This window comes from Pseudoxanthomonas sp. LH2527 (assembly GCF_022539275.1).
Taxonomy (GTDB): Bacteria; Pseudomonadota; Gammaproteobacteria; order Xanthomonadales; family Xanthomonadaceae; genus Pseudoxanthomonas_A.
The window spans coordinates 1-14529 of sequence record NZ_JAKZBW010000021.1 but is presented as its reverse complement, the minus strand read 5'-3'; the positions used below and the strand labels follow the sequence as shown (position 1 = coordinate 14529).

At 67.6% G+C, this 14529-nt stretch carries 14 protein-coding genes; 3 read left to right on the top strand and 11 right to left on the bottom strand.

The features are described 5' to 3' along the window. Positions 1-138: 138 nt before the first annotated feature. The 10 genes from proB to MMG85_RS12220 form a co-directional block, all read right to left on the bottom strand. Positions 139-1287 (bottom strand): glutamate 5-kinase, encoded by a 1149-nt coding sequence (gene proB, locus MMG85_RS12265; protein ID WP_241046304.1) that lies wholly within the window; start codon positions 1285-1287, stop codon positions 139-141. 9 nt (positions 1288-1296) lie between these two features. Then, complete coding sequence (locus tag MMG85_RS12260; RefSeq protein ID WP_241046347.1) at positions 1297-1536, bottom strand: YciI family protein; 240 nt, start codon at positions 1534-1536, stop codon at positions 1297-1299. Positions 1537-1550: 14 nt separating this feature from the next. Then, positions 1551-2843 (bottom strand): argininosuccinate lyase, encoded by a 1293-nt coding sequence (argH, locus tag MMG85_RS12255; RefSeq protein ID WP_241046303.1) that lies wholly within the window; start codon positions 2841-2843, stop codon positions 1551-1553. Further along, positions 2840-3802 (bottom strand): N-acetyl-gamma-glutamyl-phosphate reductase, encoded by a 963-nt coding sequence (gene argC / locus MMG85_RS12250; protein ID WP_241046302.1) that lies wholly within the window; start codon positions 3800-3802, stop codon positions 2840-2842. Before argC ends, argH begins: the two co-directional genes overlap by 4 nt. Continuing rightward, positions 3799-4422 (bottom strand): GNAT family protein, encoded by a 624-nt coding sequence (locus MMG85_RS12245; RefSeq protein WP_241046301.1) that lies wholly within the window; start codon positions 4420-4422, stop codon positions 3799-3801. Before MMG85_RS12245 ends, argC begins: the two co-directional genes overlap by 4 nt. A gap of 1 nt (position 4423) precedes the next feature. Next, positions 4424-5743 carry an acetylglutamate kinase gene (locus MMG85_RS12240; protein WP_241046300.1) on the bottom strand — a complete coding sequence of 440 codons (1320 nt, stop codon included), beginning with the start codon at positions 5741-5743 and terminating at the stop codon, positions 4424-4426. A 78-nt stretch (positions 5744-5821) separates the two neighbouring features. Beyond that, complete coding sequence (locus MMG85_RS12235; protein ID WP_241046299.1) at positions 5822-6904, bottom strand: acetylornithine deacetylase; 1083 nt, start codon at positions 6902-6904, stop codon at positions 5822-5824. Positions 6905-7050: 146 nt separating this feature from the next. Further along, entirely contained in the window at positions 7051-8253 is a 1203-nt protein-coding gene (locus tag MMG85_RS12230) for an argininosuccinate synthase (protein WP_241046298.1), read from the bottom strand. A 144-nt stretch (positions 8254-8397) separates the two neighbouring features. Next, on the bottom strand, positions 8398-9399 hold the full coding sequence (locus MMG85_RS12225; protein ID WP_241046297.1) for an N-acetylornithine carbamoyltransferase: 1002 nt from the start codon (positions 9397-9399) through the stop codon (positions 8398-8400). Between the two features lie 271 nt (positions 9400-9670). Beyond that, positions 9671-10174: a hypothetical protein gene (locus MMG85_RS12220; RefSeq protein WP_241046296.1), complete on the bottom strand. Its 504-nt coding sequence runs from the start codon at positions 10172-10174 to the stop codon at positions 9671-9673. A gap of 142 nt (positions 10175-10316) precedes the next feature. Here MMG85_RS12220 and cysS point away from each other — a divergent pair, with 142 nt between their 5' ends. The 3 genes from cysS to MMG85_RS12205 all read left to right on the top strand — a co-directional run bounded on the left by cysS (position 10317) and on the right by MMG85_RS12205 (position 13730). After that, complete coding sequence (gene cysS / locus MMG85_RS12215) at positions 10317-11897, top strand: cysteine--tRNA ligase (protein WP_241046295.1); 1581 nt, start codon at positions 10317-10319, stop codon at positions 11895-11897. 157 nt (positions 11898-12054) lie between these two features. Beyond that, positions 12055-12492, top strand: coding sequence for a SufE family protein (locus MMG85_RS12210; RefSeq protein WP_241046294.1), 438 nt, complete (start codon positions 12055-12057; stop codon positions 12490-12492). Beyond that, positions 12489-13730: an MFS transporter gene (locus MMG85_RS12205; protein ID WP_241046293.1), complete on the top strand. Its 1242-nt coding sequence runs from the start codon at positions 12489-12491 to the stop codon at positions 13728-13730. Before MMG85_RS12210 ends, MMG85_RS12205 begins: the two co-directional genes overlap by 4 nt. Before the next feature lie 66 nt (positions 13731-13796). Here MMG85_RS12205 and dksA read toward each other — a convergent pair. After that, positions 13797-14529 (bottom strand): RNA polymerase-binding protein DksA (gene dksA, locus MMG85_RS12200; RefSeq protein WP_241046292.1); only part of this gene is annotated, 733 nt, incomplete at its 5' end.

The window sequence follows — 14529 nt, the reverse complement described above, 5'->3', positions numbered from 1 at the left end:
TTGCTCACGATCAGTCATGCGATCCATGCCTTTGTAGGAGCGCCCTAGGGCGCGATGCTCCTGTTTCGGATTTCAGGCCAGAAAGCATCGCGCCCGAGGGCGCTCCTACAACAGCGTGCGATACGGGACGGCGATGCATCACAGCAGCACCAGGTCGTCGCGATGGACGACGTTCTCGCCGTAGGTGTAGCCGAGGATGGCTTCGATCTCACGCGAATGGCGACGCGCGATGCGGCGGATGTCGACCGCCGAATACTGGCTGACGCCGCGTGCGATGCGACGGTCGCCGGCCTCGTCGCGCAGCACCAGCTCGACCATGTCGCCGCGGCGGAAATCGCCCTCGGCGGTGCTCACGCCGCCCGGCAGCAGCGAGGCGCCCTTCTGGCCCATCGCGTTGGCCGCGCCCGCGTCGACGACGATGGCCCCACTCTCTACCGGCACATTGCGCAACCAGTACTTGCGCGCGGCCAGCCGGTTCTGCGCGGGACGGAAGCGCGTGCCCAGCAAGGCGCCGCGCGACAGCGCCGACACGGTGGCCGCCTGCGTGCCGTTGAACAGGAAGGTCTCGATGCCGGCCGCCGCCGCCTTGGCCGCCGCTTCCAGCTTGGTATGCATGCCGCCGGTGCCCACGCCGCTGCCGGCGCCGCCGGCCATGGCGAAGAACTCGGGCGTCAGCGCTTCCACGTCGAGGATCGGCTGCGCATCCGCGTGCGTGCGCGGGTTGGCGGTGTAGAAGCCGTCGATGTCGGTGGCGATGAACAGCGCGTCGGCATCGATCAGCGCCGCGACCACCGCCGCGAGATTGTCGTTGTCGCCGAGCTTGAGCTCGTCGACCGACACGGTGTCGTTCTCGTTGACCACCGGCAGGGCGCCCAGCGCCAGCAGTTCCTGCAGGGTGGCGCGCGCGTTGAGGTAACGGCGGCGGTTGCGCAGGTCGTCATGCGTCAGCAGGACCTGCGCGACGGGACGGTCGAAGAAGCGCTGCCACAGCGCGATCAGCTGCGCCTGGCCCAACGCTGCCAGCGCCTGCCGTTCCGCCATCGCCACACCAGCCTGCGGCTTGCGGTGCAGAAGCCCGCGACCCGCCGCGACGGCACCCGACGAGACGATGACCACTTCCCTGCCCGCCGCAATGCTGGACGACACGAACTGCGCCAGGTTCAGCGCATGCCGTGGACTGAGGCCTTCGCCGTCCGCCGCCAGCAGGCTGCTGCCGACCTTCAGCACGGCGCGACGCCAGGCCGGCAACGGGTGTTCGGTGAACGGGTGCGGCGTGGCGTGGGTCATCGGCTCAGCTCAGCGGGTGTTCCATTCGTAAACCGTCAGTTCCGACGTGCCGGTCAGCGCGAGCGGATCGCGTGCGGCGATCGCCTTCGCTTCGTCCAGCGAGGCGACATTGACCAGCACGTAAGCACCGCCGCTGCTGTCGCTGAAGCCGCCGGTCATGTCCAATTGTCCGGCGGCGCGCAGTTCGTCGAGGAAGGCGATGTGCGGCGCGATGACGGCCTCATCGAAATCCGGGCGCCGCATCGCCATGACCAGATAGCGCGTCACAGCGCACTCCAGCGTGCGAGCAGTTCGTCCAGGCGCAGGTCGGCGGCCGCACCGGGCGACACGCGTGCGGCGAGGCTGCCTTCGGGCGTGCGACCCTGCCCCGCGCTGTCGGCGGACGCGGCCGCGGCCTTGTAGGCTTCGCGGAACGGCACGCCGGCAACGGCGGCTTCGACGGCGACATCGGTGGCGTACATGCCCGAATCGATCGCGGCACGCAGCTTGTCTTCGCGCCATTCCAGGTTGGCCAGCAGCGCGGGCAGCAGTTCCAGCGCCGGCAGGCCGCGGCCGAAGCCGTGGAAGATGGCGCCCTTGCTGGCCTGCAGGTCGCGGTGGTAGCCCGACGGCAGCGACAGCAGGTGTTCGATCTCGGTACGCGCGGCGGCGACGCTGGCGTGGGTGGCGCGCATCAGTTCGATGACGTCCGGATTGCGCTTGTTAGGCATGATGGAACTGCCGGTGGTGTACTGCGCCGGCAGCGCGACGAAACCGAATTCCGCACTGGTGAACAGCGACAGGTCCCAGGCGATGCGGCGCAGATCCAGCGTGGCGCCGCCCAGCGCTTCCAGCGCGGCCATCTCGAACTTGCCGCGCGAGAGCTGCGCGTAGATCGGGCTGACCTGCATGCGCGCGAAACCGAGCGCGGCGGTAGTGTGTTCGCGGTCCAGCTTCAGGTTGACGCCGTAGCCGGCAGCGGTGCCGAGCGGATTGGCGTCGACCAGCGCCAGCGTGTCGCGTGCGCGGATGGCGTTGTCGATGAAGGCTTCGGCCCAGCCGGCCCACCACATGCCCGCCGACGACACGACGGCGCGCTGGATATGCGTGTAACCGGGAAGCGGCAGGTCGCGCTCGGCCTGCGCGCGGTCCAGCGCGACCTTGGCGATCTCGCGCGACAGCGTGGCCACGCGCGCCAGCTTTTCCTTAAGCCACAGGCGCGTGGCGACCAGGATCTGGTCGTTGCGGCTGCGGCCGGTGTGGATCTTGCGACCGGCATCGCCCAGCCGTTCGGTCAGCCGCGCCTCGATGGCGGAGTGGCCGTCCTCGAAGCGTTCATCAAGGACGAACTCGCCGCGGCGGAAATCGTCCGCCAGGGTGTCGAGTTCGCGCTTCAGGCCAGCCAGTTCGTCGCCGGACAGGATGCCGATGCGCTGCAGGCCTTCCGCGTGCGCGGCGCTGGCCTGGATGTCGTGCAGGAAGAACTCGCGGTCCAGCAGCACATCGTCACCGGCGAGGAAACGCTGGATCTCCGCGTCCACCGCCACGCCGGGTTTCTGCCACAACAGGTCGCTCATGCCACCATCTCCTGCGGAATGCTGTCCAGTTCGTTGAACCCGAACGCCAGGTTGAGGTTCTGCATCGCCTGCGTCGCGGCGCCCTTGAGCAGGTTGTCGAGCGTGGCCACCACCACCAGCCGCTTGCCGCCCGGCGCCAGGGTGAAGCCGCCGATCTCCACGCCATGCCGGCCGGCGATGCGGCTGACCCAGGGCGCCTCGTCGAGGATGCGGATCAGCGGCTCGGCCGCGTAGCGCTGGCGATACAGCGCGCGGACGTCATCCACCGTCATCGCCTGCTGCAACCACAGGTTGACCGTCATGGTGATGCCGCGGAAGTGCGGCGCGACATGCGGCATGAACTCCACCGGCAGGCCGAGCTGCCGGCTGACTTCGCGCTCGTGCATGTGGTCGGTCAGCGCGTACGGCATCAGGTTGTCGCGCAGCAGCTCGGTGTTGTTCTTGTCCGACGGTGTGGTGCCTGCGCCGGAATAGCCGGAGACGCCGAAGCACTGCGGCGGTCCCGCCAGCCGGTCGCGCAGCGGCGCGATGGCCAGCTGCATGGCGGTGGCATAGCAGCCGGGATTGCTGATGCGCTTCTGCCCCGCGTACTTATCCCGCGTCAGCTCGGGCAAGCCGTAGTACCAGCGCTCGTCGAAGCGGAAATCCGCCGACAGGTCGACGACGACCGTGTCCGGCGCCTGCGCGTCGATGGCGGCGACCAGCTCGGCGGCCTTGCCATTGGGCAGCGCCAGGATCACCGCGTCCGCGCCCTTGCCGCCGACCTGCTCGTGGCTGAGGTTCTCGTAACGCAGGTCGCCGCTGAAACCGGGGATGTGGTCGCTGACCCGCTGCCCGTCCAGCTCGCGCGAGGATACGAAGGCCAGCGCGAGATGCGGATGATGGGCGATCAGGCGGATCAGCTCCGCGCCGGTGTGGCCGCGGGCGCCGACGATGCCGACGGTTTTCTTGCTGCTCATGGGGAATCCTGTTCGTGCTGCGCCAGTCGGGCCTGCAGGTTGCGTTTCACCGCGGGCCACTCGCTATCGATGATGGAAAAGACGACGGTATCGCGCGGCGAACCGTCGGCGTGGCGCTTGTGGTTGCGCAGCACGCCGTCCTGCTTGGCACCCAGCCGGGCGATCGCCGTGCGCGAGCGCTGGTTGAACCAGCTGGTCTCGAACACCACGCTGATGCAGCCCAGTGTTTCAAAGGCGTACGTGAGCAGCAGCAATTTGGTCTCGGTGTTGACACCGGTGCGCTGCACCTCGGGCGCGTACCAGGTGTAGCCGATGCTGAGCTTGGGTACATCGGCTTCCAGCCCGTAGTAACGCGTGCTGCCGACGACGCGCCCCGCGCTATCGCATACGACGAACGGCAGAACGCGACCGTCGGCCTGCGCCGCAAGCACGGCCTCGACGTAGGCCTCGGCGTCCGCGGCCTTCGGCACCTGCGTGAACCACAGCGCGGCCAGGGCGTCGCCGGCCAAGGCGGCACGCAGGCCATCGACATGGTCGCGCGACATTGGCTCCAGGCGCGCGTGGCGCCCGCTCAGGACGGGGACCTGCTGCCAGGCGGCGGGAAGCGATGGGTTCGCCATGTCAGTCCTTCAGCGTCGGCAAGCGCGTACGGCAATGCGCTACGCAGCGCTCGATGTCGCCGAAGTCCTCGATGCCGTACCAGAACACCTTCCACTTCTCCTGCTTGTAGCAGCCGTCGGACTCGGCGTAGTAGAAGATGTTGACCTGGTTGTTGTGGCGCGAGCGCCAGAACAGCTGCGGGTTCTCCTCGCGCATCACGTGCCAGACCGCGCGACCCAGGCCTTCACCCTGCGCATCGTCCAGCACGGCGAACTTGTCCAGATAGGCGAAGCCTTCCTCCTGCGTCAGGATCAGCGCCGTGCGGTAGTTCTCGCTGATGTAGACGCGGTGCGGCGTGGTGCGCTCGAAGTAGTCCGGCAGCAGCGTGCGGCCGAAGCTGGACTCGATCAGCGTCTTCAGGCGTGGCAGGTCCACGCCTTCCCAGCCGCCCTCGAAGCGAAGCACGCGCTCGCCGCGACGCACCAGCGTGCCGGAGCCGCGATGGGTGAACAGTTCCTTGGCCAGCTCGGCCGGCTTGGTGATGGACACCGACGAGGTCAGCGGCAGCCGGTCGAGCAGGTCCTTGATCTGCTCGATCTTCACCCGCATGCCGCCGTTGATCCACGGCTGCGCCATCAGTTCGTCGTACTCGGTGGACAGGTTGATCGAATCGATCACCCGCCCCTCCGCATCCAGCAGGCCGCCGGTGCCGGTCAGGAAGATGATCTTGTACGGCTGCAGCACCTGCACCAGTTCGTTGGCGGCGAAGTCGGCATTGATGTTGAGGATCTGCCCACCGACGGTTTCGCCCATGCTGGCGATCACCGGGATGGAACCGGCCTTCATGCTGGCCTCGATCGGGGCCTGGTTGATGCGGGTGACGTCGCCGACCAGGCCGTAGGTAGCCTGGTCCTTGTACTCGGCCTCGAACACGCCCGACACGATCGACGTGGCGCGTGCGCCGACCTGCTGCAAGGCTTCGACCAGCGCCAGGTTCTGCTGCAGGAACACCTTGCGCACGATCGCCAGCACCTCCGGCGTGGTCACGCGCAGGCCGTTGACGGTCTGCTTGGTGATGCCGGCGGCCGTCATTTCCTCATCCAGCTGCGGACCGGCGCCGTGCACGACGATGGGCGTCAGGCCGACCTCCTGCAGGAACGTCAGCGACGAGGTCAGCGCCTCCAGGTCGTCGCGCAGCACCGCGCCGCCGACCTTGACCACCGCGAAGCGCTTGGCGTCCAGCTGCGAGAAGCGCTTGACGTACTGCGAGATCTCCTTCGCGCTGGCCATGCTGGACAGCAGGCGGATGATGGTCTGCCGGGTTTGCTTGTTCGATTCCATGTCTTCGCTTGTGTAGGGCGGGCCTTGGCCCGCCATCGTCATCGTTGCGCACGGCGGGCCAAGGCCCGCCCTACGGGGTTACTGGAGAATCCTTGCCACACTATCGGCGTAACGCTGCAACTGTTCGAGCGACACCCACTCGTCCGCCGTATGCGCCTGGGCGATGTCGCCCGGCCCGTAGACGAAGGCGGTGAGGCCGGCGGCCGAGAACAGCGACGCCTCGGTCCAGAAGTCCACCGCGTTGCCGATCGTCAGCCCGAGTTCGTCGGCAAGATCACGCGCGGCCAGACGGCGCTCCTCGGCGCGGGCGACATCGCCCGATGGCAGCGACGGACCGCGGAAGGTCTCTTCGTACTCGGCCAGCGCATCGGCGTTGGCGAACCCGCGGAACGTGGCATGCAGCTGTTCCATGTCCTGCGACGGCAGCGGCCGGAAGCCGAAGCGGACTTCGGCGCTCGGCGCGATCATGTTCGCCTTGATGCCGCCTTCGACCCGACCGATGTTGAAGCGCAGGCCGGTCAGCCCGCCGAAGCGCAGGTGATGCTGGTCCTGCACGAAGTCCAGCGCGGTCGTGCCCCAGCGCATCGCGTTGTGCAGGGCACTGAGCGACAGCGCGTTCTCGGCCGAGGCATGACCCGCCTGTCCGGTGAACGCCATGCGGACGGCGCTGATGCCACGGTGCGCCAGCACGGCTTCGCAGCGGGTCGGTTCGGCGATGATCGCCTCGCCGAACCCGTGGTCGCGCGCGAGGAACGCGGCGATGCAGCGCGCATCGTTCGCTTCCTCGTCGGTGGTGAACAGGAAGGCGGCATCTCCTTTGGTCACCTGCGCGGCCGCGATCAGCGCTGCCGCTGCACCCTTGATGTCGCAGGCGCCCAAGCCGATGGCCCGGTCGCCCTCGACGCGCAGCACATGCGGGCTGGCACTCCACGCCGGCGACGACGGCACCGTGTCCAGATGCACGTTGAATACCCGCTTCGGCTGCCCGCGCACCGCGAAGAACGACACCGCACCGGCGCCGTGGTCGGTCACCTCGATGCGGAAGTCCGGCAACTGGACCCGCAGGTAGTCGAAGATCCCGTCGGTGCCGATGTCGCGCGGCGGATTGCGGGTGTCGAAGGACACCAGCTTTTCGAGGTGTTGGAGAACGGATGGCAGCATGGTGTGTGTCCGTGGACCGTCGTCGTTTCAGACGTCATCCCGGCGAAGGCCGGGATCCATTTTGCTCTTGCTTCTGAAGCGTCCGAGGCAGAATCAACTTGGATTCCAGCTTGCGCTGGAATGACGGCAGGGCTTTTCCTGAAGACTCAGCGATTGATCTCGGCCCACAGGGTCGAGCTCATGCCGAACAGCTTGATGAAGCCTTCCGCCTCCTCCACGCCCCAGTCGGCCGACTGCGCGTAGGTCGCGCCCTTGGCGTTGAGGATGTGCGGCGACGTCACCGCCACCGCATCGACGCGGCCGCCGCGGGTCTCCAGTACCACCTCGCCGTTGACCGTGGCCTGCGAGGACTGCAGGAAGGCCTCCAGGTCGGCCTTCAGCGGATCGTGGTAGAAGCCTTCGTACACCAGTTCCACCCACTTGCGCGCGACCTCCGGCTTGAAGCGGTTCTGCTGCTTGGTCAGCACCGTCTCCTCCAGCGCGCGGTGCGCGGCCAGCAGCGACACCAGGCCCGGCGCCTCGAACACGATGCGGCCCTTCAGGCCGATCACGGTGTCGCCGGTGTACACGCCACGGCCCACGCCGTACGGCGCGAACAAGGCGTTCAACTTCGCCAGCAGTGCGGCGCCGGCGACAGGCTGGCCATCGAGGCTGACCGCTTCACCGTGCTTGAACCCGATGGTCACGCGCAGCGGCGCTTCGGGCCATTCGGCACGCGGCGCGCACCAGCCGCGCGCGCCTTCGCCCGGCGCTTCCCATTTGTCGATCTCGCCGCCGGACATGGTCAGGCCCAGCAGGTTCTCGTTGATGGTGTAGCTCTTCTGCTTGGCGCGCACGCCGAAACCGCGCTCCTCCAGATAGGCCTGCTCGTAGGCGCGGGTCTGCGTGTGTTCCTTCTGGATCTCGCGGATCGGCGCCACGATGCGGTAGTCACCGCTGGCCTTCACCGCCAGGTCGAAGCGCACCTGGTCGTTGCCCATGCCGGTGCAGCCATGCGCGATGGCATTCGTGCCCAGCTCGGCGGCGCGCTTCAGCGCCGCATCGACGATCAGGTAGCGGTCGGACACCAGCAGCGGGTACTGGCCCTGGTAACCCTCGCCCGCCCACACGAACGGCTTGACGAAGCCGTCCCAGATGGCGGGGCCGCCATCGACGGTGACGTGGCTGGCCACGCCCAACTCGGCGGCACGCTGCTCGATGAAGGCGCGCTCTTCGGCATCCACGCCGCCGGTATCGGCGAACACGGTGTGCACGTTCCAGCCGCGCTCCTTCAGGTAGGGCACGCAGAAGCTGGTGTCGAGGCCGCCGGAGAAGGCGAGGACGATGTCTTTGGAGTCGGAAGCAGTCATTTCTGAGGTCTCAAGTGATGTGCCCCCTCCCCCGCTTGCGGGGGAGGGTTGGGGTGGGGGCAATGGGACGAGGTCGAACTTTCCGGAGGCCGTTCGCCCCCATCCCAGCCTTCCCCCGCAGGCGGGGGAAGGGGCAGAACCGGCTTACTTCACCAACGCGGCCATGATCGCCTTCTGCACATGCAGGCGGTTCTCGGCTTCGTCGATGGCGATGCACTGCGGCGAGTCCATCACGCCGTCGGTGGCCTTGACGTTGCGGCGCAGCGGCAGGCAGTGGCTGAAGACACCGTTGTTGGTCAGCGCCATCTTCCGCTCATCGACGATGAAGTGCTTGTACTGGTCGCGGATCGGCTTTTCCGGCTCCCAGTTGCCGAAGAACGGCAGCGCGCCCCAGCTCTTGGCGTACACCACGTCGGCACCGGCATAGGCGCTGTCGATGTCGTGGCTCACCTGCAGCGAACCGCCACTCTCGGCGACGTTCTGCTGGGCCCAGCCCATGTAGCGCTCGTCCAGCACGTAGTCCGGCGTGGGGCACAGCAGGGTCACGTCCATGCCCAGCCGCGTGGCGATGGTCAGTGCGGAGTTGGCCACGGCGGTGTTGAGCGGCTTGGGGTGGTAGGTCCAGGTGAGCACGTACTTCTTGCCGCGCAGGTCCTGGGTGCCGAAGTGCTCCTGCAGCGCCAGCGCATGCGCCAGTTCCTGGCAGGGATGGGTGATGGTCTCCATGTTGATCACCGGTACCGGCGAGTACTTGGCGAACGACGTGAGCACGATGTCCTCGCGGTCGTAGGCCCAGTCGACGAACTTCGGGAACGCGCGCACGCCGATCAGGTCGACGTAGCGGCCCAGCACCTTCGCCACCTCGGCGATGTGTTCCTCGGTGTCGCCATCCATCACCGTGCCCAGGTTGAACTCGATCGGCCACGCGTCCTTGCCCGGCTGCAGCACCACCGCATGGCCGCCCAGCTGGAACGCGCCCAGCTCGAAGCTGGTGCGGGTACGCATGGACGGATTGAAGAACACCAGCGCGATTGACTTGCCTTTCAGCGCATCGCCCAGCTTGTGCTGCTTGTAGAGGGCGGCCTGCGTCAGCAACGCGTCGAGGTCGCTGCGGCTCCAGTCCTGCGTGTTCAAGAAGTGCTTCATTACGGCATCCTGGTGTCGGGAGTGTGGCAAACGGGCTTCAGAAACGAAAAAACCCAGCCTCTGGCTGGGTTCCGGCGAACAGGCGAAAACGTCCGGGCTACCCAGCTAGATGCAGGATTCCGGTCGACGCGCACGCGAGGTCATGCTCGAGGCCTGCGAGGCCGCGCTGTCTGCATGGGCGTGTGCGTTCATCTTCATGGGCGCGAATGCTCGCATGTGCTGCGGCGCAGCGCAAGGATGGATTCGGTTGCGTGTGCAACCAGGCACGGAATCAGGGGCCGCTGGCCGTGGACTGGGCGGGCGCCACGTAGGGCACCACGGAGATGCGGATGCGCAGGCGGTTGCCGGGGTCTTCGGCCAGGCGCGAACGGTACTTCACGCCCTTGTAGATGTAGTCCACGTCGTAGGCGATGGGGCGCTGGAATTCGCGCTCGATCGGCACCACGCGGCAGTTGACCTTGACCGCGGGCAGCGTCACCGGGGGCGCCCGCTCCGGCTCGGCGTCAGCGCCGAACCAGCCGCGGACCGAGTCGACCATCCGGCTCCAGCGGCTCTCGTCCTGTTCGGGCTGCGGCGCCTCGGGCATGGCGGCGGGCACTTCGTCGCAGCGCTGCTCGGTGCGCGTGGCGCGCAGGGTCTGGTAGACCGGCTCGACACCCAGCACCTGTGCATAGTCCAGGCGCACGTTTTCCGTCGGGATCACCCGCTCCTGCGCCACGGCGGGCGCGGTGAGCAGAAGACAGGACAGGAAAAGGGTGGTGCGGAGGCGGAGCATGTGGCCTGCAAGCGGTATCCAGGGGCCTCAGTGTAGGGATCGCGCCTTGAGTGGGGCTGAACATCGGCCGCCGGATGCGCCGCAGGACCCCCGCGCGCGGCGGTGGCGTTAGAATTCCCGTGCTCTCTCCTGCCCTGTCCCCATGACCCTGCGCCTGCACAACAACCTCACCCGTCGGGTCGAGGACTTCCAACCGCTTGGCCCGATCCCGACCATGTACGTCTGCGGGCCCACCGTCTACAACTACGTCCACATCGGCAATGCCCGCGGGCCGGTCGTGTTCGGCGTGCTGGCAGCCCTGCTGCGCCGCCGTTTCGGCCAATTGCGCTACGCCCGCAACATCACCGACGTGGACGACAAGATCAACGCCGCGGCCAAGGAGCTGGGGGTGGCGATTTCGGCCATCACCGACCGCTATGCGGCCGCCTACCGCGACGACATGGCCGGCCTGGGCGTCACTGGCGAGTTCGCGCCGGACATCGAGCCGGCCGCCACCGCGCATATCCCGCACATCATCGCGATGATCGAGCAGCTGATCGCCGGCGGCCATGCCTATGCCGCCGAAGGCCACGTGCTGTTCGCGGTGGGCAGCTTTGCCGAATACGGCAAGCTGTCGCGCCGCGATCCGGAGGAAATGCTCGCCGGCGCGCGGGTGGAAGTGGCCCCTTACAAGCGCGATCCGGGCGATTTCGTGCTGTGGAAGCCCTCCACCCCGGATCTGCCGGGCTGGGAGTCGCCCTGGGGCGTCGGTCGCCCGGGCTGGCATATCGAATGCTCGGCGATGGCCGCGGCCCACCTGGGCGAAACCATCGACCTCCATGCCGGCGGCGTGGACCTGCAGTTCCCGCACCACGAGAACGAAGTGGCGCAGAGCGAGTGCGCGCACAAGCACGCCGATGGCTCGCACAAGCCGTTCGCGCGCTTCTGGCTGCACAACGGCATGCTCAACTTCGGCGGCGCCAAGATGAGCAAGTCGCTGGGCAACATCGAGAAGGTGCACGACCTGCTGCAGCGGCATCCGCCGGAAGCGCTGCGCTATGCCCTGCTGTCCGCGCACTACCGACAACCGCTGGACTGGTCCGAGGCTCTGGTCGAGCAGTCGAAAAACACGCTGGACCGGCTGTACGGCACGCTGCGGGACCTGGGCGATGTCGATGCCGTCGGCGCGACGCCGCAGGTGATCGAGGACGCGCTGGACGACGATCTCAACACGCCGCAGGCGCTGGCGGAAATCGCGCGCATCGCCGCCGAAATTCGTCGTCACCTGGAGCTCGTCGGCCAAGTCAATCGGGTCAGGATCGGAATCACCCCTGACAGACAGATTTCGGCAGCTGACTTGGAGGCGCACTCCAAGCTTCTTGAATTCGTGGGCGTTGTCGTCCCCAAATCCAGTAGTGAAGAAATGTTCGACGCGTCTGGCTTGGTGCAGGCTCTTGATAGCTGGGTAAGCGTGAACGCGACGCCACAAAGGTTGAGCACACTGAAATCGGAACTGCTCGGCGCCGGTCGCGTGCTGGGGCTGTTGCAGCAGGATCCGGCCGAGTGGTTCGGTCGCGGCACCTCGTCCGACGACGACGCGCGCATCCAGGCGCTGATCGACGAGCGTGCGGCGGCCAAGACGTCCCGCGACTTCGCCCGTTCCGATGCCATCCGCGACCAGTTGGCGACCGAAGGCATCCTGCTGGAAGACACGCCGCAGGGTGTGCGCTGGAAGCGGGCGTGAGCTGCTACTCCCTTCTCCCTGCAGGAGAAGGTGGCGCGAAGCGCCGGATGAGGGGGTGGCGAGATCTGGATGCCGGCACCACGCGGACTTCGCCGTACCCTCACCCCAACCCCTCTCCCGACGGGAGAGGGGCTTCTGAACCAGGCTTGCTCACCCCATGACCGACACGATCTTTCCGCTCGAACCCACCGCTGCCGAGGCGCAGGCGGCGATCAAGGACGAGTTCGCCTTCTTCGGCGACTGGTCCGAACGCTACCAGTACCTGATCGACCTGGGCCGCAAGCTGCCGCCGTTCCCCGAGGAGTGGAAGCGCGAGGAGCACCGGCTGCTCGGCTGCCAGTCCATGGTCTGGATCGTGCCCGCGGGCGACGTGGCGAAGCTGGATTTCCATGCGGTCAGTGATTCGGCGATCGTCTCCGGGCTGATCTTCCTGGCCTTGCGCGTCTACGCGGGACGTTCTGCCGCGGAGATCCTGGCCACCTCGCCCGACTACATCGCCGACATCGGCCTGGCCAAGCATCTCTCGCCCACCCGCAGCAACGGCCTGGCCTCGCTGCTGGCCTTCATCCGCGAGACGGCCGCGAACGCGAAGTGAGCGGAACCGGCACGCCGTCCGCGTTCTCGCTGCTGCGCAACCGCCGCTACGCGGCGGTACTGGCGTACCGCATCTGCGCGCTGCTGTCGTACCAGATCGTCGCGGTCACCGTCGGCTGGCATATCTACGAACTGACCCGCGATCCTTTCTCGCTGGGCCTGGTGGGCCTGGCGGAAGTGCTGCCGTTCTTCTGCGTGGCGCCGTTCGCCGGCTATCTGGTCGATCACCTGCCGCGGCGGCGCGTGGGCATCATCGCCTGCGCGGCGCTGGCGACCACGGCGGCCATCCTGGTGGCGGTGTCCGCCGGCAAGCTGCCCGTCCATGGCACCTGGCCGATCTACGCGGCCATCGCGCTGACCGGCATGGCGCGCTCCTTCCTCGGTCCGGTCTACAACGCGCTGTTCGCGAAGGTGCTGCCGCGCGAGGACTTCGTGCGCGCCGCGGGACTGGGCAGCGTGATCTTCCAGGCGGCGCTGGTCACCGGCCCCGCGCTGGGCGGCCTGCTGGTGGGTTTCGGCGGCAAGACGCTGTCGTACGCGATGGCGGTGGTGTTCGCGCTGATGGCGGCGATCGTGCTTGCGCGCCTGCGCGTGGAAGAGCCGGGACCGCCGGCGGTCAGCCTGCCGGTGTTCGCCAGCATCGCGCAGGGCGCGCGCTTCGTGCTGGGCAACCAGATCATGCTGGGCGCGATGGCGCTGGACATGTTCTCGGTGCTGCTGGGCGGCGTGGTGGCGATGCTGCCGGCCTTCATCCACGACATCCTGCATTACGGCCCGGAAGGCCTCGGCATCCTGCGCGCGATGCCGGCAGCCGGTTCGGTCTGCGTGGGCCTGTGGCTGGCCCGCCATCCGCTGCAGCAACACGCCGGACGCGTGCTGCTGTTCGCCGTGGCGGGCTTCGGCCTGGCGGTCATCGCCTTCGGCCTGTCGCGCAGTTTCTGGCTGTCGGCGGGAATCCTGCTGTTCTACGGCATGTGCGACGGCGTCTCGGTGGTGGTCCGCTCGACCATCCTGCAACTGTCCACGCCGGACGACATGCGCGGGCGCGTGTCGTCGATCAACGGCATCTTCGTCAGTTCGTCGAACGAACTGGGCGCGTTCTACGCCGGCACGATGGCCCGGCTGCTGGGGCTGGTGCCGGCGGTGATCGTGGGCGGCTTCGCGATCCTGTCGGTGGCCGGCGTGACCGCCTGGAAAGCGCCGCGGCTGCGGCGGCTGGACCTGCGCGAACTGCAGTAGCGGATCCGGTCGCCCACGAAAAAGCCCCGCCGGAGCGGGGCTTTCCGTTTGCGGAAGACGCCGGGCTCAGTCGCCCTGCTGCTTCTGCAGGTGCTCCCAGCGTTCCTGCGCGTCGATGGTACGCTCGGCGGTCAGGCGCGCCTCCAGGCGATCCAGGCCGATCTCTTCGCCGGTATCGACGCAGTAGCCGTAATCGCCGGCTTCCAGGCGCTTGAGCGTGCTGTCGATCTTGCCGATCAGCTTGCGGTAGCGGTCGCGGGTACGCAGTTCCAGCGAGTTCTCGGTCTCGCGGGTCGCGCGCTCGGCCTCGTCGCCGATGTCGCGGACTTCGTCCTTGAGGTTCTCGATGGTCTGCTTGGATTCCTCGACCAGGTCGGCACGCCATTGCAGCAGGCGCTGGCGGAAGTACTCGAGCTGCAGGGTGCTCATGTACTCCTCGTCGGACGAGGGCTTGTAGCCGGTCGGCACTATCGGACGACCGGTGGCTTCATCGGTCTTGTAGGGCACTTCTTTCACCTTGCCACGCACGACTGGCGCGGAAGGCCGGGCCGCCACGGCGACCGCGACCTTCCCCACGGGACGGGCGACGGCGGGACGGGGGCTGACGGGCGCTTCTGCGGCAGCGGCGGTTTTGGCGTTCTTGGTATTCGTTTTCGGGACTGGCACAGGCTTCGGGGGGGACGGAACCTTGGCGGCGGGCGCCGGGGCCTGGGCAGCCGCCTTGGCGGCGGTCACAGGCACGGGAGTCTTGGTCGCAGCCGCGGTGGGGGCGGACTTTGCCGGAGCCGGCTTTGCAGCA